The sequence below is a fragment of the Sphingobium sp. LB126 genome, assembly GCF_002795205.1.
In the GTDB taxonomy this organism is placed as follows: Bacteria; Pseudomonadota; Alphaproteobacteria; order Sphingomonadales; family Sphingomonadaceae; genus Sphingobium; species Sphingobium chungbukense.
In genome coordinates this window covers 1,148,366-1,166,242 of the sequence record NZ_NETV01000002.1, presented here as the reverse complement: position 1 = coordinate 1,166,242, position 17,877 = coordinate 1,148,366, and the positions used below count along the sequence as shown (strand labels likewise).

17 protein-coding genes are annotated in these 17,877 nt (G+C 64.7%); 10 read left to right on the top strand and 7 right to left on the bottom strand.

Translation table 11 applies throughout. From position 1 onward, the window contains the following. Positions 1-62: 62 nt before the first annotated feature. Both CAF53_RS21350 and CAF53_RS21345 read left to right on the top strand, forming a co-directional pair. Positions 63-845, top strand: a complete 783-nt coding sequence (locus tag CAF53_RS21350; RefSeq protein WP_157801332.1) for a hypothetical protein — start codon at positions 63-65, stop codon at positions 843-845. 164 nt (positions 846-1,009) lie between these two features. Continuing rightward, positions 1,010-1,522, top strand: a complete 513-nt coding sequence (locus tag CAF53_RS21345) for a hemerythrin domain-containing protein (protein ID WP_046765178.1) — start codon at positions 1,010-1,012, stop codon at positions 1,520-1,522. A gap of 102 nt (positions 1,523-1,624) precedes the next feature. Here the strand turns inward: CAF53_RS21345 and CAF53_RS21340 are convergent, their stop codons facing one another. Further along, the gene (locus tag CAF53_RS21340) at positions 1,625-2,497 is read right to left on the bottom strand and encodes a LysR family transcriptional regulator (RefSeq protein WP_046765179.1); all 873 of its coding nucleotides are present in this window, start codon (positions 2,495-2,497) and stop codon (positions 1,625-1,627) included. Between the two features lie 141 nt (positions 2,498-2,638). Here CAF53_RS21340 and CAF53_RS21335 point away from each other — a divergent pair, with 141 nt between their 5' ends. Genes CAF53_RS21335 through CAF53_RS21320 form a run of 4 tightly spaced genes read left to right on the top strand, consistent with a single transcriptional unit; the run spans position 2,639 to position 7,696 of the window. Further along, positions 2,639-3,787: an isovaleryl-CoA dehydrogenase gene (locus tag CAF53_RS21335; RefSeq protein ID WP_100239504.1), complete on the top strand. Its 1,149-nt coding sequence runs from the start codon at positions 2,639-2,641 to the stop codon at positions 3,785-3,787. Continuing rightward, positions 3,784-5,385: a carboxyl transferase domain-containing protein gene (locus CAF53_RS21330; protein ID WP_100239503.1), complete on the top strand. Its 1,602-nt coding sequence runs from the start codon at positions 3,784-3,786 to the stop codon at positions 5,383-5,385. The genes CAF53_RS21335 and CAF53_RS21330 overlap by 4 nt, the downstream gene beginning before the upstream one ends. A 5-nt stretch (positions 5,386-5,390) precedes the next feature. Further along, positions 5,391-7,244, top strand: coding sequence for an acetyl/propionyl/methylcrotonyl-CoA carboxylase subunit alpha (locus CAF53_RS21325; RefSeq protein WP_100239601.1), 1,854 nt, complete (start codon positions 5,391-5,393; stop codon positions 7,242-7,244). After that, positions 7,244-7,696, top strand: a complete 453-nt coding sequence (locus CAF53_RS21320; RefSeq protein WP_046765182.1) for a MaoC family dehydratase — start codon at positions 7,244-7,246, stop codon at positions 7,694-7,696. The genes CAF53_RS21325 and CAF53_RS21320 overlap by 1 nt, the downstream gene beginning before the upstream one ends. 51 nt (positions 7,697-7,747) lie before the next feature. Here CAF53_RS21320 and CAF53_RS21315 read toward each other — a convergent pair whose 3' ends face one another. Genes CAF53_RS21315 through CAF53_RS21290 form a run of 6 tightly spaced genes read right to left on the bottom strand, consistent with a single transcriptional unit; the run spans position 7,748 to position 13,839 of the window. Next, positions 7,748-8,860: a CoA transferase gene (locus tag CAF53_RS21315; RefSeq protein ID WP_100239502.1), complete on the bottom strand. Its 1,113-nt coding sequence runs from the start codon at positions 8,858-8,860 to the stop codon at positions 7,748-7,750. Beyond that, positions 8,857-9,786: a hydroxymethylglutaryl-CoA lyase gene (locus CAF53_RS21310; RefSeq protein ID WP_100239501.1), complete on the bottom strand. Its 930-nt coding sequence runs from the start codon at positions 9,784-9,786 to the stop codon at positions 8,857-8,859. Before CAF53_RS21310 ends, CAF53_RS21315 begins: the two co-directional genes overlap by 4 nt. After that, complete coding sequence (leuD, locus tag CAF53_RS21305; protein ID WP_100239500.1) at positions 9,783-10,400, bottom strand: 3-isopropylmalate dehydratase small subunit; 618 nt, start codon at positions 10,398-10,400, stop codon at positions 9,783-9,785. Before leuD ends, CAF53_RS21310 begins: the two co-directional genes overlap by 4 nt. Further along, positions 10,397-11,779, bottom strand: coding sequence for a 3-isopropylmalate dehydratase large subunit (locus CAF53_RS21300; protein WP_242443563.1), 1,383 nt, complete (start codon positions 11,777-11,779; stop codon positions 10,397-10,399). Before CAF53_RS21300 ends, leuD begins: the two co-directional genes overlap by 4 nt. Continuing rightward, on the bottom strand, positions 11,772-12,272 hold the full coding sequence (locus CAF53_RS21295) for a DUF3598 domain-containing protein (protein ID WP_100239498.1): 501 nt from the start codon (positions 12,270-12,272) through the stop codon (positions 11,772-11,774). The genes CAF53_RS21300 and CAF53_RS21295 overlap by 8 nt, the downstream gene beginning before the upstream one ends. A 13-nt stretch (positions 12,273-12,285) precedes the next feature. Then, positions 12,286-13,839, bottom strand: a complete 1,554-nt coding sequence (locus CAF53_RS21290; RefSeq protein WP_100239497.1) for an alpha/beta fold hydrolase — start codon at positions 13,837-13,839, stop codon at positions 12,286-12,288. An 85-nt stretch (positions 13,840-13,924) separates the two neighbouring features. Between CAF53_RS21290 and CAF53_RS21285 the strand changes: the two genes are divergently transcribed. From CAF53_RS21285 to CAF53_RS21270, 4 genes are read left to right on the top strand one after another with little or no spacing between them, the layout of a single operon-like run. Then, on the top strand, positions 13,925-14,605 hold the full coding sequence (locus CAF53_RS21285; protein WP_100239496.1) for an isochorismatase family protein: 681 nt from the start codon (positions 13,925-13,927) through the stop codon (positions 14,603-14,605). Next, positions 14,605-15,510 (top strand): polysaccharide deacetylase family protein, encoded by a 906-nt coding sequence (locus CAF53_RS21280; RefSeq protein ID WP_100239495.1) that lies wholly within the window; start codon positions 14,605-14,607, stop codon positions 15,508-15,510. The genes CAF53_RS21285 and CAF53_RS21280 overlap by 1 nt, the downstream gene beginning before the upstream one ends. Further along, positions 15,500-16,414, top strand: a complete 915-nt coding sequence (locus CAF53_RS21275; protein WP_046765190.1) for a polysaccharide deacetylase family protein — start codon at positions 15,500-15,502, stop codon at positions 16,412-16,414. The genes CAF53_RS21280 and CAF53_RS21275 overlap by 11 nt, the downstream gene beginning before the upstream one ends. Beyond that, entirely contained in the window at positions 16,411-17,844 is a 1,434-nt protein-coding gene (locus CAF53_RS21270; protein ID WP_100239494.1) for an aldehyde dehydrogenase family protein, read from the top strand. The genes CAF53_RS21275 and CAF53_RS21270 overlap by 4 nt, the downstream gene beginning before the upstream one ends. Positions 17,845-17,877 lie beyond the last annotated feature (33 nt).

Below are 17,877 nucleotides of genomic sequence, written 5' to 3'. Positions count from 1 at the left end.
CGCTCGTCGACTGCGGTTGTGCTTTCCGGTGTCGTCTTTTGATGGAACGGGGAGGTTCGGCGATGACACGGCATCTACCCTTCTTATCGGCCATTATTCTCGCATCGATCCCATTGTCATGGCCAGCGTCGGCGCTCGCCAGACCGGACGGCGACCCTTGGCCCGCCAGCATTCTGGTCGCGCAAATGGGGGATCGTCTCGCCAGATCGGACGCGCCTTCCGCTGATCCGGCGGGACTGCCATGGGATAACGGCCTCAACGTCACGGACCGTTTCGATCTTGCCAACAGGAAGATCTGGACGAGGGAGCAAGGCATCGGACCTGTGGACGTCACGCTGTCGGCGGGCCGGGCGTTCAATGGCGCGCTGCACTCCGACACACCCTATGCGATCGATCATTGGACGCTCAAATTCCTCGGTGCCAGTGCTTCATGGCCGATTCTGCCCGGCGTCGCCTTGGTCATGGAGGGGGAATATGCGCGCATGGCCCGTCGACTGTCCGTGCTGGAGGTGACGCCGCACAGGCTGGCGACGGGTATTGCACGCGTGGGCGGCGGCCTGTCCCTTGGCAAGGATGCGCGCCTTATGCTGGATTATATGTCCGTCGCGCGCTCCAGGCGACAGGACGACCTGACGCGCATGGCCGAGGCGCTGGGCGGCGCGCCCGCGACCGGACATGGCCCCCAACTTTCCTTCACCTGGGGTTCGGGTTCCCGCAGCGGGCAGGCCGACTGGCGATTTTCCCTGGCCTCGCTGCAACGGCCCATGCGCGATCTGGGACTGGCCGCGGATGGGGAAATGCGTCACGATGCCCGCGCCCTGCTGAGTTTCAACCTGCATCTTTGAACGCGGTGTTTGGCGGCGATGGGGATCGCTCGCCGCGGTGGGCGCAACGCTGGATTGATCTGCATCAGACAGGGCCTCCGCTCGTCGTACTGCGAATCGTTTGCGGGGAACCGACCAGCCTGTTTGATGCTTAGTTTCGCCAGGTAAACTCCGAGGAGAGTAGCATGGCAACGACCCAGTTCACCGACGCGATCGCATTGCTCAAGGCCGATCACCGCAAGGTCGAGACGTTGTTCGAGCAGTTCGAAAAAGCGGGCGCCGCCAGCCGGAAGCAAGCCCTGGCCCTGCAAATCTGCACCGAACTCAAGATCCATACCCTGATCGAGGAGGAGATTTTCTATCCCGCTTTCCGCGGCAAGATAGAAGATGACACGCTCGACGAAGCCCAGGTCGAACATGACGGCGCAAAGGTGCTGGTCAACGACATCGAGGCAGGTTCGCCCGATGACGATTATTATGATGCGAAGGTGAAGGTGCTGTCGGAAGAGATCAAGCATCACGTCCATGAGGAGGAAATGCCATCCCAGGGCATGTTCGCCCAATGTCGCAAGACCGACGTCGATCTGGTCGCGCTGCGCGACCAGATGCTTGCCCGCAAGGAGGCGCTGCTGGCGCAGGCGAAGGCTGGCGGCCTTCCGCCCGCCAAACCCAATGCGGTCAATCTGATCGCGGCCTGAGGCAGGAAACGCGTCCTCTTTCGCGGCATGGCGGTGGAAGGCTGGTGCCCCGCTTTCCTTCCACCTGGCCGCTATGATGAGGCGTATTTCAAATCCACCACACTAGCCCCTGCCGACCAACTGCCTGGCGATTTCCGCCATCACCGGCGGCGATGCGCGCAGCATGTGTTCCGCGTCCTGTGTCGCCGCCCAACCCAAAGTGCGGGTCAGGTCGAAACCGCTCAGCCTGGGGCGCACCACGTCCTGCGCCCGGTAGCTTTGCGGCATGACCGTGATCCCCAGGCCGGCGCCCACCATTTGCAGCACGCGTTCGTCATTGGTCGAACGCAGCGCGAAGTGCGGTCGTACGCCGCGCTCCGTGAAGAAGCGGCTGGTGTCCGACAGCGCCTCGCAATGGCGCCGCACGATCATCACCTCATTGGCCAGGCGGTCCGCGCCGATCTCACCGTCTTGCGCGAGCGGATGGTCGGCAGCCATCGCCAGCGCATAGCCTTCCGTGTGGACCGGCAACTCCAGGAAGCGGTCGCCGCCGCGTCCCACCAATGTCAATGCGACGTCGATCCGTCCCTTGGCGAGATGGCCGGTCAATTCCCGCTCGCTGCCGAACAGCAGTTCGAACCGGTGCTGCCGCTCCGGACGCGTCCGTGCGACGGAGGCCGCGACGATTTCACCCGCAATGCTGGACAGGATGCCGATCCGCAGGGAGGTAAGCGTCTCGGCCATGCCCATGGATTGCATGGCGAGGTTGAATTCCCGCTCGATCCGCCGCGCATGGGAGAGGAAGCGGGTGCCGCCATCGGTCAGTTCCACCCGTTGGTTGGACCGCACGAACAGGGGCATGCCCAGCGTCCGTTCCAGCTTCGCGATGCCGACCGACAGCGTGGGTTGCGACACGTTGCAATGGCTTGCCGCGCGCGAGAAATTGCCTTGGTCGACGACGGCGAGGAAATAGCGCAGAAGATAGCGGTCGAGCATGAAATTCCCTGGGGCCGGATATGAACCGCCGTAAGAGGCGTTGGCCCCGTGCATAGATAGCGTTAATGATGTTGTTAGTGAAAGTTCAATTTTTCCTTGGGGAAGGGGCAAGCTAGAAAAGGCCCCGACAGGAGAGCTTCCATGACTGATTTCGACTTCGCGCTGGGCGACAATGCCGACATGATCCGGGAAAGCGCATGGCGTTTTTCCACCGACAGGATCGCGCCGCTGGCGGCCGAGATCGACGAGAAGGACTGGTTCCCGCGCGAGGAATTGTGGCCGGCCATGGGCGAACTGGGGCTGCACGGCGTCACCGTGGAGGAGGAATTTGGCGGCCTGGGCCTGGGCTATCTGGAACATGTCGTGGCGCAGGAGGAGGTGGCGCGCGCCTCGGCCTCCATCGGCTTGTCCTACGGCGCGCACTCCAATCTCTGCGTCAACCAGATCCGCCGCTGGGGCAATGAGGCGCAGAAGGCCAGATATCTGCCCAAACTGATTTCCGGCGAGCATGTCGGCTCGCTCGCCATGTCGGAAGCGGGCGCCGGGTCCGATGTCGTGTCGATGAAGCTCAAGGCCGAGAAGAAGGGCGACCGTTATATCCTCAACGGCACGAAATTCTGGATCACCAACGCGCCTTACGCGGACACTCTGGTGGTCTACGCCAAGACGGGGGAAGGGGCGAAGGGCATCACCACCTTCCTGGTCGAGAAGGGGATGAAGGGCTTTTCCATCGGGCAGAAGATCGCGAAGGTCGGCATGCGCGGATCGCCGACCTCGGAACTGGTGTTCGAGGATTGCGAGGTTCCCGAGGAGAATATCATGGGCCCGCTGAACGGCGGCGTCGGCGTCCTGATGTCGGGCCTCGACTATGAGCGAACCGTGCTGTCGGGCATCCAGCTCGGCATCATGCAGGCCTGCCTCGACATCGTGCTGCCTTATGTTCGCGAACGCAAGCAGTTCGGCAAGCCGATCGGCGCGTTCCAGCTCATGCAGGCCAAGATCGCCGACATGTATGTCGCGCTGAATTCGGCACGGGCCTATGTCTATGCGGTCGCCAGGGCGTGCGATGCGGGCCGGACGACGCGCTTCGATGCGGCGGGCGCGATCCTGCTGGCGTCGGAAAATGCGATGAAGACGGCGCTGGAGGCGGTGCAGGCATTGGGCGGCGCTGGCTATACCAAGGATTGGCCGGTGGAGCGCTATATGCGCGACGCCAAGTTGCTGGATATTGGGGCCGGCACCAACGAGATTCGGCGGATGCTGATCGGCCGCGAGTTGATCGGCGCATGAGCGGGGCGGTACTGGATACGAAGCTTTCTCCGGAAGGAGAGGGCTTCCGCGCCAATGCCGCGCACAACCGCGCGCTGGCGGTGGAATTGCGGGAGAAGGTCGCGACAGCGGCGCAGGGCGGATCGGAAAGCGCGCGCGCCAAGCATAGCGCACGCGGCAAGCTGCTGCCCCGCGACCGGGTGGAACGGTTGCTCGATCCGGGCAGTCCGTTTCTGGAGATCGGCCAGCTTGCCGCCAACGGCCTCTACCATAATGAGGTGCCCGGCGCGGGGATCATCGCGGGCATCGGCCAGGTGTCGGGACGGCAGGTGATGATCGCTTGCAACGACGCGACGGTGAAAGGCGGGACCTATTATCCGATCAGCGTCAAAAAGCATCTGCGCGCGCAGGAGATCGCGCTCGAAAACCGGTTGCCCTGCGTTTATCTGGTGGACTCTGGCGGTGCGAACCTGCCCAACCAGGCGGAGGTGTTTCCCGATCGTGAGCATTTCGGGCGCATCTTCTACAATCAGGCCAATCTGTCCGCGCAAGGCGTTCCGCAGATCGCCTGCGTCATGGGAAGCTGCACGGCGGGCGGCGCCTATGTGCCCGCCATGTCGGACGAGACGGTTATCGTGCGCAATCAGGGCACGATCTTCCTTGCCGGGCCGCCGCTGGTGCAGGCGGCGACCGGGGAAGTGATTTCCGCCGAGGATCTGGGCGGCGGCGACCTGCATGGACGCAAGTCGGGCGTGGTCGACCATGTCGCGGAAGATGACGATCATGCGCTTTCGATCGTGCGGGATATCGTCTCGACGCTTCAGCCGGACCTGACGCCCGACGTCAATCTGCGCGAGGCGAAGCCGCCCAAATATGATCCGCAGGACCTTTACGGCATCATTCCGCAGGATGTGCGCGCACCCTATGACGTGCGCGAGGTGATCGCGCGCATCGTCGACGGCAGCGAGTTTCATGAGTTCAAGGCGCTCTATGGCACCACGCTCGTCTGTGGTTTCGCGCATATCTGGGGGATGCCGGTCGCGATCCTCGCCAATAACGGCGTGCTGTTCAGCGAAAGCGCGGTCAAGGGCGCGCATTTCATCGAACTGGCCTGCCAGCGGCGCATTCCGCTGCTGTTCCTCCAGAATATCTCCGGCTTCATGGTCGGCGGCAAATATGAGGCGGAGGGCATCGCCAAACATGGTGCGAAGCTGGTGACGGCGGTGGCGACGGCGCAGGTGCCCAAGATCACGGTGCTGATCGGCGGCAGTTTCGGCGCGGGCAATTACGGCATGTGCGGCCGCGCCTATCAGCCGCGCTTCCTCTTCACCTGGCCCAATGCGCGCATTTCGGTGATGGGCGGCGAGCAGGCCGCGTCGGTTCTGGCGACCGTCCATCGCGACGCCAAGAAATGGACCCCGGAGGAAGCCGAGGCCTTCAAGACGCCGATCCGCGAGAAATATGAGCATGAGGGCAATCCCTATTATGCCACGGCGCGGTTGTGGGACGATGGCATCATCGATCCCGCGCAGACCCGCGACGTGCTGGGCCTCGCCTTCGCCGCGACGCTGAATGCGCCGATCGCCAAACGGCCGCAGTTCGGCGTTTTCAGGATGTAATGGCCATGATCCAATCTCTCCTCATCGCCAATCGCGGCGAAATCGCCTGCCGGATCATCCGTACCGCACGGCGGATGGGTGTCCGCACAGTGGCGGTCTATTCAGATGCCGATGCCGATGCGCTGCATGTCCGCTCGGCCGACGAGGCGGTGCATATCGGTCCCTCGCCCGTGCGCGAATCCTATCTGGTCGGTGACAAGATCATCGCCGCCGCGAAGGCCAGCGGGGCGGAGGCGATCCATCCCGGCTATGGCTTCCTTTCGGAAAATGCCGAGTTCGCGCAGGCGGTGATCGATGCGGGCCTGATCTGGGTCGGTCCCAATCCCTCCTCGATCACGGCCATGGGTCTGAAGGATGCGGCCAAGAAGCTGATGCAGGATGCGGGCGTGCCCACCACTCCCGGCTATCTGGGCGACGACCAGAGCCCCGAGCGCCTCAAGACGGAGGCTGACGCGATCGGCTATCCGGTGCTCATCAAGGCGGTCGCAGGCGGCGGCGGCAAGGGCATGCGCAAGGTCGACAGCGCCGCGGATTTCGCCGACGCGCTGCTCTCCTGCCAGCGCGAGGCGGCGTCGAGCTTCGGCAATGATCAGGTGCTGCTGGAAAAATGGGTCACCAATCCGCGCCATATAGAGGTGCAGGTGTTCGGCGACAGCCATGGCAATGTCGTGCACCTGTTCGAGCGCGACTGTTCGCTCCAGCGGCGCCATCAGAAGGTGATCGAGGAAGCCCCGGCGCCCGGCATGGATGCGCAGACGCGGGCGGCGGTCTGCCGCGCGGCGGTCAATGCGGCGAAAGCGGTCGATTATGTCGGGGCGGGCACGATCGAATTCATCGCCGACGGGTCGGAAGGGCTGAAGGCCGATCGCATCTGGTTCATGGAGATGAACACGCGATTGCAGGTCGAGCATCCCGTGACCGAGGAGATCACCGGGCAGGATCTGGTCGAATGGCAATTGCGCGTCGCATCGGGCGAGCCGCTTCCCAAGACGCAGGATGAGTTGTCGATCAACGGCTGGGCCATGGAGGCGCGCCTCTATGCCGAGGACCCGGCCAAGGGCTTTCTGCCCTCCATCGGCAGGCTCGACCTGTTTGAGCTGGGCGAAGGCTGCCGCATCGATACCGGGGTTGAACAGGGCGCGGAAATATCCCCCTTCTATGATCCGATGATCGCAAAGGTCATTGCTCATGGCCCGACCCGCGACGCAGCGCGCTCCGCTTTGGCCGGGGCATTGGACGACAGCGCCGTCTGGCCGCTCAAGACCAATGCGGGCTTCCTGGTAAAGGCGCTGGAGCATCCGGATTTCGTTGCGGCGCGGCTGGATACCGGGCTGATCGGGCGCGAAGGCGATGCGCTGATGCCGCCTGCCCGGCCGAGCGGGGAAGCGCTGGCGGATGCCGCCGGCAGCCTGACGCGGGGCGGTGCGCTGGCAGGATTCCGCCTCAACGCGCCGGTGCATGCGACGGGCAGTTTCCTGCTGGATGGCGAGGCGGTGACGATCGCTTATGACCCGCGCGCAGGCGGCGAGGCCGGGGAGGAGGCCGGGGAGGATGTCCTGGTGGCCGAGGGCGGGCAGGTCTGGCGCTTGACGCCGTGGCGTGCCAGTGGCACCGCGGGTGGCGACGCGTCTGACGGTGCGATCCTCTCGCCCATGCCCGGCCGCATCATCGCCGTTGTCGTGGCGGCGGGCGACGCCGTGACCAAGGGCCAAAAGCTGCTGACGCTGGAAGCCATGAAGATGGAGCACAGCCTGGTCGCGCCCTTCGACGGCACGATCGCCGAACTCAACGCCAGCGAAGGCGGGCAGGTGAGCGAAGGCGCGTTGCTGGTGAAGATCGAGAGGGAGGAAACCGCCTGATGGCTGGCAAGTATTTTGATCAGTGGACGATCGGTGAAACGCTGCGCCATGAAATCCGCCGTACGGTGACGGAGACGGACAATCTCCTCTTCTCGACGATGACGCATAATCCGCAGCCGCTGCACATCGATCTGGAAGCGGCGAAGGCGAGCGAATTCGGTCAGATTCTGGTCAACGGCACCTTCACCTTCTCATTGATGGTCGGCCTGTCGGTCGGCGACACGACGCTGGGCACGCTGGTCGCCAATCTCGGCTATGACAAGCTGGTGATGCCCAAGCCTGTCTTCATCGGCGACACGCTGCGCGCCGAGACGGAGGTGACGGACCTCAAACCCAGCAAGTCCCGACCTGGCGCGGGGATCGTCACCTTCACCCACCGCCTGGTCAATCAGCGGGACGAGGTGGTTTGCCAGTGCCTGCGCATGGCGTTGATCAAGGGAAGCGAGGGGTGAAATGGCTGGCGGAGGAGCCCGGTCGTCCGGATGGGCTCCTCCGCCGGTTGCTTATTTCGATCGCGCGTCAGCCCCGGCAGGGGTGAGCGTGGCGGGCCGCGATACCAGCGCTCCATCGAAGGCGATCGGCAAGGTCGGCAATTGGGTTTCCCGGCCGTCGGGCAGTGTCACCGGCTCCAGCAGGCCGGTGGCCAGCAAATGCGGATCGTCGAACATGTCCTCGGGCTTGCCGATCGGCGCGAAGGGGATGCCGGTGCCTTCCAGCCGCTCGATCACCTCGGCGCGGGTGAAATTGCCGATCAGGGCGCGGATCTGCGGCAGGATATGATCGCGCTGGAGCACGCGTTCATTGTTCCGGCGCAGGCTTTCGTCGGCCCAGAGATCGTCGAGACTGAAGAGCTGGCAGAATTTTTCCCATAGTGCATCGGTGACGACGCCGATGAAGACGGGATCGTCCCTGGTTTCGAACACGTCGTAGATCGCCCAGGCGGAAATGCGCGCGGGCATGGGGCTGGCTGCCTTACCCGTGACGGCGAGCTGCGCCATATGCTGCCCGACAAGATAGACCGTCGTTTCGAACAGCGATGCCTGGACGAGTCGGCCTTTGCCGGTGCGGTGCCGCTCTTCGAGCGCGGCGAGCACGCCGATCACGCCGAACATGCCCCCGGTGACGTCGATCACGCTGGACCCGGCGCGCAGCGGGCGTCCCGGCGGGCCGGTCATATAGGCAAGGCCGCCCATCATCTGCGCCACTTCATCGAGCGCGGTGCGCTTTTCATAGGGGCCGGGAAGGAAACCCTTGGCGGAACAATAGATGAGGCGCGGGTTGAGTTCAGCGAGCGCGTCATAGCCCAGGCCAAGCTTGTCGAGCGCGCCAGGACGGAAATTCTCGATCAATATGTCAGCACCGGCCGCCAGCGCCTTTGCTTCGGCGATGCCCTCGGGCGATTTGAGGTCGAGGGAAACGCTCTGCTTGTGGCGGTTATACATGGGGAAATAGCCCGCGCCCGAGCCCAGCAGCGTGCGCGTCTTGTCCCCTTCGAGCGGTTCGACCCGAACGACCTCCGCCCCCAGCGCGGCGAAGATCGAGCCAGCGGCCGGGCCCATCACCATATGAGTGAATTCGACGACCTTCAGGCCGGCGAGAGGTGCAGGAGCGGTCATGCCGGCACCTGCGCGAAGCCGAGCGGCAGGCCCGCGTCCGGGGTGAAGCCGTAAAGGGGTTCGCCGGGCAGCGCGTCGGTAATGATGCCGCGCACCTTCAGCAGCTTTTCGAGGTCGACCCCCGTTTGGCACCCCATGGCTTCCAGCATGAATATCAGATCCTCCGTAACGATATTGCCCGATGCGCCCGGCGCGAAAGGACAGCCGCCCAGCCCGCCCAGCGAGGCGTCGAGCGTGGTGATGCCTTCCTCCAGCCCGGCGAGGGCATTGGCGAGGCCAAGGCCCCGCGTGTTGTGGAGGTGCAGCGTGTTGAGCCGGTCGGCGCCGACCTCCGCCTTGACGCGCCGGACGAGGCGCTTGACCTGAGCGGGATTGGCATAGCCGGTGGTATCGGACAGGCCGACTTCGGCGGCGCCCGCTTCGATGGCGGCGGCGGCGAGGCGGACGACATTATCCTCGTCCACCGGCCCCTCGATGGTGCAGCCGAAGGCCGTGGCAAGGCCGACCTCGAAATGGGGGCGCGTCGATGGCGGCTGCGCGGCGACCAGTTCGGCGATGGCGCGGATTTCGCCAAGGACGGCGGCATGATCCTTGCGGACATTCTTCAGGCTGTGCGTTTCGGACATGGAAAAGGGCAGCGACATTTTCTGGCTGCCCGCCGCCACGGCCCGCTCGGCGCCCTTGAAATTGGGGACGAGCACGGCGACCGCGAGGCCCTCTATCCCTTTCGCGAAGGCGACCAGTTCGGCGGTGTCGGCCATCTGGGGCAGGAGCGAGGGTGGGACGAAGCTGCCCACTTCGATCTCCGGCACGCCGGCGGCGGCTTCGGCGGCGATCCATGCCTTCTTCGCTTCGAGCGGCATGACCCGGCTGATGCTTTGCAGCCCGTCGCGGGGCCCGACTTCGCTGATGTGGATGCGCGTCATGGCATCAAGTCTCCAAGGTAGATCCAGGGGCGCGCGACCTTGTCGGCGGTCTGGAAGGCGGCGATGTCCGCCCGGCTTTTAAGGGTGAGGTCGATCGGGTCGAGGCCTTCGAACAGCATCGCCTTGGCTTCCGCCCCGATCTCGAACGACCAGTGCAGGCCGTCCTGAAGGGCCACGGTCTGCGCGGCCAGATCGATCGTCACAAGGCCACCGTCATGGCCGATCGCGGCAATGGCGTCGTCGTCGAGCACGACCGGAACGATGCCGTTGCGCGTGCAGTTCCCCGCGAAGATCGGCGCGAAACTCGGCGCGATCACGGCGCGGATGCCATATTCGGCCAGCGCCCAGACCGCATGTTCGCGGCTCGACCCGCAACCGAAATTGCGGCCGCCCAGCAGGATTTCCGCCTGCGCATAGGCAGGCTGGTTGAGGATGAACTGCGGATCGGGATCGCGACCGCCCGGCGTCAGATAGCGCCATGGCGCGAAAAGCCCCTCGGCCAGTCCCGTCTTGCCCGTGCTTTTCATCTCGCGCGAGGGGATGATCGCGTCCGTGTCGATATTGTCGCGGATCAGCGGCGCCGCGATGGCGGTGAGCGTGGTGAAGGGCTTCATGCCGCAATCTCCCGCGGGTCGGCGATGCAACCGGCGATGGCGCTGGCGGCGACGGTTTCCGGGCTGGCGATATGGGTGCGGATATTCGGTCCCTGGCGCCCTTCGAAATTGCGGTTGGTGGAGGAAATGACCCGTGATCCTGCGGGGAAGCTCTCACCCCCGGCATAGAAGCACATGGAACAGCCGCTCATGCGCCATTCGAAACCGGCCTGCGTGAAGATGCGGTCCAGCCCTTCCGCCTCGGCGGCGCGGCGCACCGCCATGGAGCCGGGCACGACCAGCGCCTTGATGCCCGACGCGACATGGCGCCCCTTCAGCAGCGCGGCGGCGCGGCGAAGATCGGACAGGCGGCCGTTGGTGCAACTGCCGATGAAGGCGGCGTCGATCGGCATGCCGATCAGTTTCTGGCCGGGTTCGACGCCCATATAGGCGACCGGCCGTTCGGGCGGATTGGCGGGCACGCTGCCGGAAATGCCGGTGCTGTGCTCGGGCGAGGTGCCCCAACTGATCATCGGTTCGATCGCTGACGCGTCGATGTCGATCTCTATGTCGAACCGCGCGCCTTCATCGGAGGGGAGCGTCTGCCAGTCAGCGACCGCCCGGTCGAACATCGCATCGCGGGGGGCATAGCGGCGGTCGCGAAGCCAGTCATAGGTCTTCGCGTCGGGGGCGATCATGCCGGTCATGGCGGAAAATTCGGTCGCCATGTTGCAGAGGGTCATGCGCCCCTCCATGTCCAGCGCGCGGACCGCTTCCCCGGCGAATTCGACGGCATAGCCCTTGCCGCCGCCCGCGCCGTGGCGCGCGATCAGCGTCAGGATCATGTCCTTGGGCGTGACGCCGGGTGCCAGCGTGCCGGTGAAGGTGACGCGCATGGTCTTCGGGCGGGTCAGGCGCAGCGTGCCGGTCGCCATGGAATGTTCGGCTTCCGACGAGCCGATGCCCCATGCCAGCGCGCCGAACGCGCCCTGCGTGCAGGTGTGGCTGTCGGGCGCGATCAGCGTGCAGCCGGGCAGGACGATACCCATTTCAGGCGAGACGACATGGACGATGCCCTGGTCCGGATCGGTCACGTCGAACAGGGTGATGCCCGCTTCCCTGGCGGCGGCCCGCGTTTCGGTGATGAAGGCCTGTCCTCCGGGCATCAAGGTCTGGTCGCCCCGGCCCGGCCGGGTATCGACGATATGGTCCATCACGCAAAAGACGCGCGATGGGTCGGCCACCGGGCGGCCCGCTGCCTTCAGGCTGTTGAGGGCAGCAGCGCCGGTCCGCTCGTGCAGGAAGATCCGGTCGATCGCCAGCAGCTCCGCGCCGCCGGCGAGACCGGCAACGACGTGCCGGTCCCAGATTTTTCCGAACAGGGTCTGGGGATCAGACAGTCTGAGCCTCCATTTCCTTTTCCACCGCCGCCCAGTCGCGGCTGACCAGCTTTTCCTGGATCGCGGTGCGCGTTTCCAGCAGGCCGTTGCGGATCCAGTGCCAGGTGCGGCAGCGGGTCAGGCCGTCATCCGCAAGCTGGATCATCTCGTAGAGATAGAGGCTGGGATCGCCCTGGCGCTGCCAGTAGAGCATGACGGTGCGGTTATATTCGTCGAGCCCGACTTCGGCGGCCCAGCCCTTGATCAGTTCATTGTCCCACCATACGCGCTTGTCGTGATAGGCGGCGGGGAAATCGCGGACTTCGGTGCGGCCATCGTCCCACAGATAATGGTTGGTCTGGTGATAGGGGAACTCGCCGCCTTCGGGGAAGCGGCAGAACAGGCGCGACTTGTGCTCGTCGATCTTCTCGCCGGCCGCATTATAATAGGTGTAGACCCCGTCCCACACGCCCTCATGGCGCGCGAGCAGTGGCATGTCTTCGCGAATTCCCATTTGATGCTCCCTTTCAGAAACCTTGTGGTGACCAGATGTCGGCACGGGCCTGCGCCCAGTCGGCGCGTTCCCATGTGAGCGGGGCGGGCGCGGCGGCGATCAGCGCGTCGCGATCCGCCGATGCCAGCACTGCCAGCAGCGCGCGGCCCGCGCGGGCGCGGATCAGGCTGCGATGTTCGATGGCAAGCGCTTCCGGCGCAATGTCCGTGGCGGTGAAGGGAACGGCATGGGCGGCCTTCGCCTCGAACCAGGGCCAGAAGAAATGGCCCGCGCGCACGGCGTTCCATGCGGCGTTGAGATAGGCGCCATGACGGTCGGGCGTCTGGTCCGGAATGGCCTTTTCCGCCCAGAGCGATGCATTTTCCGGCAGCGGGAGATGCGCGTCGACCGCGCCCCAGCCACGGGCACCGACCTGCGTTGCGACCTTCGCGGCGAGCAGTGCGGAAAAGCCTTCGCCGATGATCGTTGGCGCTTTTGCCTTGCTGATCCCGCTGATGATGGCCGCTGCAATCGCCGTCCAGCTTTCCATGTCGGGCGCGAAGCTTGGCTGCCAGTCGTCCGACAGGCCATGGCCCGGCAGATCGATCGCCAACGCATCACCGCTGTCGAACAGCTCGGCGGCGCGGCCGGGGGCGTGGATCAGCACCGTTTCGGCTTCCGGATTGCCCTGCCAATGGATCAGCCCGCTGAAACCGGCGCTGTCCACATGGACAAAGCCGCCGTCCTGGCTTTCCGCGATGGCGGGACAGGGGAGGGCGTCGGCGGCGTGCAGATGCGCCAGGCAGGCATCTTCCAGATCGGCGGGGGTTGCCACCGCTTCGGCCCGCCAGCTCGGCGGCATGGCGCCGAGGCGGGCGATATGGGCTTGCAGGGGGTCGCCATTATAGGCGGCGATCAGCACGGGAATGGTTTCCGCATCGGTCGCGGGGATGTCGCGCGGGGCGCGAAGCACCGCGCCATAGCCCGCGCGGTAGGCGTCGCCGCTGTCGAGCATGTCGCGGATCACCGCGTCGGTCTTGACCGGATCGTCATGGGCGACGCTGATCCGCGCCCCGTCGCGCACGTCGAACCAGGGGAAGAACCAGGTCTGTTCGATGATGCGGTTCCACAGCCAGGTCAGATGTTCGCCATAGCCGCTGGGCTGGAAGGGCGGCAGATAATCCTTGTCGAAGATCGCCATTTCCTCCGGCGTCCAGACGGCGTAGCCGCCGGTCGCCAGCGCGGTGAAGCGTTCCGGGTGACGCTTGACCGCGCCGACCAGGATGATGCCGCCCGAATGGAAGCCATAGGCCGCCGTTTTCTGGATACCCAGCGCGTCCAGCAGTCCGACCAGCGCTGCCGAAAAGGCCTCGATGTCGGGATTGCCGGGCAGGGCGTCCGACTGGCCGAAGCCCGGCGTGTCGGGCGCGATGCAGGTGAAATGCTGCGCCCATTTGCGCATCAGCGGCTCATATTCGGCCGAGCTGCGCGGGCTCTGGTGGACCATCAGCAGGGTCGGTCCCGAGCCTGCCTTGCGATAGTGGACGCGGCGGTTGCCGACGCGGATGAAGTGGCGGGTGATCGTCATGCCGCCTAATTTGTCCGGACAAATTCCACTCGACAAGTCTTTTTTGCAAACTACTGTACGAATCACGATTTTGCAGGAGTTTCACATGGTGCTGCTGGGTACGAACATGGTCTGTGACGGGCGGACCGCGCGACAGATTTTCGAGGAAGTGATGGCGAATCCGGCTCGGAACAAATTCGGATTCGGGGAGAAGCTGGCGATCGTGAATGTCGACTTCCAGCAGGCCTATACACGGACCGACATGTTCAAGACGGCCTATGAAACGGACCCGCGCCAGATCGAATATGCCAACACCATATCCCGCCTTGCCCGCGAAAGGGGCATGCCGGTGATCTGGAGCCGCGTGGGGTACAAGGATGATGCGGGCGATGCGGGTGTCTGGGGCACGCGCACCGACACGCCGGATTCGCTCCAGAACATCAAATATGGCAGCGAACGCCATGCCTTCGACCCGCGTTGCGAGATCGATGCCGACGACCTGCAATATACCAAGCGCATGCCGTCGGCCTTCTTCGAAACGCCGCTCAATAGCTATCTGCGCTGGCACAAGGTCGACACGGTGGTCGTCACCGGCGGCAGCACGTCGGGCTGCGTGCGCGCCACGGCGGTCGACGCGCTGTCCTATGGGTTCCGCACGATCGTTCCGATCGAGACCTGCGCGGACAAGCATGAAAGCTATCATTTCGCCAACCTCACCGATCTTCAGCTCAAATATGCGGATGTGGAGCCGGTGCAGGCGGTGATCGACTGGCTGGAGGCGCGCTGATGAGCGAGGCGCAGAAGGCCGATCCGGGACTGTACGACTTCGTCCCCTATCGCAACCGCAGCAAGATCGTCTGGCCGGGCGGCAAGAAGGTGGCGATCTGGGTCGCGCCCAATCTGGAATATTATGAAATCGACCCGCCGGCCAATCCGCATCGGAAAAGCTGGACGAAACCGCATCCCGATGTCGTGGGCTATGCGCATCGCGATCATAGCAACCGGGTGTCGCACTGGCGCATGGCGGACGCCATGTCCAAATATGGCTTTCCCGGCTCGGTTTCGCTGTCGGTCGCGCTGTGCCAGCATCATCCCGACGTGGTGAAGGATGCCAATGAACGCGGCTGGGAATTTTTCAGCCACGGCATCTACAACACCCGTTACACCTACGGCATGGATGAAGCGCAGGAACGCGCGATCATAGAGGATTCGATCCGCACCGTGCGCGATGCGACCGGGCAGACGATCCGGGGCTGGCTGGCGCCCGCGCTGACGCATACGCCGCGCACGCTGGACCTGATCGCGGAATATGGCCTCGACTATACTTGCGACCTTTATCATGACGACCAGCCGCAACCGGTGAAGGTGCAATCGGGCAAGTTGATCTCCATCCCCTATAGTCTGGAGGTCAACGACCATTATGGCTTCTTCGTCTACAATATGTCGCCGCGCGAATATGCCGACACGCTGATCCGCCAATATGAACGCCTTGCGGAAGAGGGGGAGACGTCCGGCACGGTCATGTGCATTCCCCTGCACGCCTATCTGATCGGCCAGCCGCACCGCATCGGCCCCTTTGCCGAGGTGCTGCGCCATATCGCGGAGGACGGACGCGCCTGGATCGCGCGGGCGGGCGAGATTGCCGACCATTATTACGACCATCATTATGCGGAGGCCGCTCATGGCGCTTGATCCCGCCTATCTCGAATATCCCAAGCGCCGTGAAGGCTATGACCATGATCTTTATCCCTGGTCGTCGATCTTCGATCGGAAGCCCGTGGCCTGGCCGGACGGCAAGCCGGTCGCGGTCTGGCTGTGCGTGAGCCTCGAATGGTTTCCGATGACGCCGTCGGACACGCCATTCCGGGCGCCCGGCCACATGCAGACGAGCTATCCCGACTATCGTCATTATACGGCGCGGGAATATGGCACGCGGGTCGGTTTCTACCGCCTGCTCGATGCGTTTCGGAAGGCGGGGGTGAAGGCCTCCATCGCGACCAACGGCGCGATTGCCGAGCGCTATCCGCAGATCATCGCGGACATCATGGCGGACGGGCATGAAATCATCGCCCATTCGACCGACATGAACGGCACGATCGCCAGCACTTTGCCCGAAGCCGATGAGCGCGCGTTGATCGCACAGTCGCTCGCCTCCATCGAGGCGGCGGCGGGCAAGCGGCCGGCCGGATGGCTGTCCATCGCCCGTTCGGAAAGCTGGAACACGCCCCGGCTGCTGAAGGAGGCGGGATTGCGCTACACTTGCGACTGGGTGAATGACGAATTGCCCTGGCGTTTCGCCAACGGGCTGGTCAACCTGCCGCTCAACCATGAACTGTCGGACCGGCAGATCATCACCGTGCAGCAGCAGTCGGCGGACAGCTATGCGCAGCAGATGGTCGATGCCTTCGACTGGCTGGTGAAAGAAGCGGCCGATCATGGCGGACGCGTCCTGCCGCTGCACATCACCCCCTATATCATGGCGCTTCCCTATCGCATCGCCGCGTTCGAGGCATTGCTCCAGACCCTTGCCGCGCGTCCCGAGGCATGGTTCGCGACCGGCGAGGAGATTGTGACCAGTTGGGAGGGACAGCAATGAGCCTGGCGGTCGTCAATCCACGCACGGGGCAGGTGGATTACAGCATCACTCCGCTCGACGGGCAGAATATCGCCGCGATCGCCACGGGGTTGCGGCAGGCGCAGATCGGCTGGGCGGCGCAGTCGCCGGAACAGCGGGGCGTCGTGCTGCGTGCCTTGGCCGAAGCGATGGGCCGTCATCGCGGCCCGTTGATCGAGGCGCTGACCGCGGATACCGGGCGGGCGGCGATCTCCGCGATCGAGGTCGATGCCATGACCCGGACGCTGATCCGCTGGGCCGACAGCGCGCCCGCGATCATCAAGGCGGCGCAGGTACAGGATCGGCCGACCGGCATTCCCACGATCACGACCACGACCCGGCTGGTGCCCTATGCGCTGCTGGGGGTCATCAGCCCATGGAACTTCCCGCTGACGCTGGCGCTGATCGATGCGATTCCGGCACTGGCGGCGGGATCGGCGGTGATCATCAAGCCATCCGAAGTGACGCCGCGCTTCATCCGTCCGCTGATGGCGGCCATTGCGGAAGTGCCGGAGATTGCGGGCGTGCTGACCCTGATCGAAGGGGATGGCGCGACAGGTGCGGTGCTGGTCGATCAGGTCGATTTCATCGCCTTCACCGGATCGGTCGCCACAGGGCGCAAGGTGGGGGAGGCCGCCGCGCGCGCCTTCATTCCCGCCAGCCTGGAACTGGGCGGCAAGGACCCGATGCTGATCCTGGCCAGCGCCGATCCGGGAAAGGCGGCGGACATCGCCCTGCGCGCGTCGGTCCTGAACACCGGGCAGGCCTGCCAGTCGATCGAGCGGGTCTATGTCGCCCGCGCCATCGCCGAGCCGTTTCTGGCGGCGCTGGTGCGCAAGGCGCGGGCCACGCGGCTCAACTATCCCGATGTGCATGCGGGGGACATCGGCCCCTTCATCTTCGGCAGGCAGGCGGGCATCGTTCAGGCACAGATCGACGACGCCGTGGCAAAGGGCGCGCGCCTATTGGCGGGCGGTCAGGTCGAAACGCTGGGCGGTGGCCGATACCTCCGCCCGACGGTTCTGGTCGACGTGACGCCGGACATGGCGATCATGGAGGAGGAGACGTTCGGGCCGGTCATTCCGGTGAGGATCTTCGATACCGAGGATGAGGCCGTTGCCCATGCGAACAGCGGCATATTCGGTCTGTCTGCCGCCGTGATCGCAGGGAGCGTGCAGGAGGCGGAGGCGGTCGCGGTGCGGCTGAATGCGGGCGGGGTATCCATCAATGACGGATCGCTGACGGGGCTGGTCTGGGAGGCCGAGAAGTCGAGCTTCGGCAAAAGCGGGCTGGGGCCATCGCGCATGGGCGAAAGCGGCCTGTTGCGCTTTTTCCGCAGGCAGGCGCTGATCCGTCAATCCGGCGATGCGCTGCCGCTGGCCGCCTATTCGGAAGAAGCGCTGGGCGGTTGATCGAAGCCGGGGGTGATGCAACGCCCCCGGCCA

Coding starts and splice junctions, on each gene's coding strand:
- CAF53_RS21350 (WP_157801332.1), top strand. CDS start 63: ATGACACGGCATCTACCCTTCTTATCGGCCATTATTCTCGCATCGATC.
- CAF53_RS21345 (WP_046765178.1), top strand. CDS start 1,010: ATGGCAACGACCCAGTTCACCGACGCGATCGCATTGCTCAAGGCCGAT.
- CAF53_RS21340 (WP_046765179.1), bottom strand. CDS start 2,497: ATGCTCGACCGCTATCTTCTGCGCTATTTCCTCGCCGTCGTCGACCAA.
- CAF53_RS21335 (WP_100239504.1), top strand. CDS start 2,639: ATGACTGATTTCGACTTCGCGCTGGGCGACAATGCCGACATGATCCGG.
- CAF53_RS21330 (WP_100239503.1), top strand. CDS start 3,784: ATGAGCGGGGCGGTACTGGATACGAAGCTTTCTCCGGAAGGAGAGGGC.
- CAF53_RS21325 (WP_100239601.1), top strand. CDS start 5,391: ATGATCCAATCTCTCCTCATCGCCAATCGCGGCGAAATCGCCTGCCGG.
- CAF53_RS21320 (WP_046765182.1), top strand. CDS start 7,244: ATGGCTGGCAAGTATTTTGATCAGTGGACGATCGGTGAAACGCTGCGC.
- CAF53_RS21315 (WP_100239502.1), bottom strand. CDS start 8,860: ATGACCGCTCCTGCACCTCTCGCCGGCCTGAAGGTCGTCGAATTCACT.
- CAF53_RS21310 (WP_100239501.1), bottom strand. CDS start 9,786: ATGACGCGCATCCACATCAGCGAAGTCGGGCCCCGCGACGGGCTGCAA.
- leuD (WP_100239500.1), bottom strand. CDS start 10,400: ATGAAGCCCTTCACCACGCTCACCGCCATCGCGGCGCCGCTGATCCGC.
- CAF53_RS21295 (WP_100239498.1), bottom strand. CDS start 12,272: ATGGGAATTCGCGAAGACATGCCACTGCTCGCGCGCCATGAGGGCGTG.
- CAF53_RS21290 (WP_100239497.1), bottom strand. CDS start 13,839: ATGACGATCACCCGCCACTTCATCCGCGTCGGCAACCGCCGCGTCCAC.
- CAF53_RS21285 (WP_100239496.1), top strand. CDS start 13,925: ATGGTGCTGCTGGGTACGAACATGGTCTGTGACGGGCGGACCGCGCGA.
- CAF53_RS21280 (WP_100239495.1), top strand. CDS start 14,605: ATGAGCGAGGCGCAGAAGGCCGATCCGGGACTGTACGACTTCGTCCCC.
- CAF53_RS21275 (WP_046765190.1), top strand. CDS start 15,500: ATGGCGCTTGATCCCGCCTATCTCGAATATCCCAAGCGCCGTGAAGGC.
- CAF53_RS21270 (WP_100239494.1), top strand. CDS start 16,411: ATGAGCCTGGCGGTCGTCAATCCACGCACGGGGCAGGTGGATTACAGC.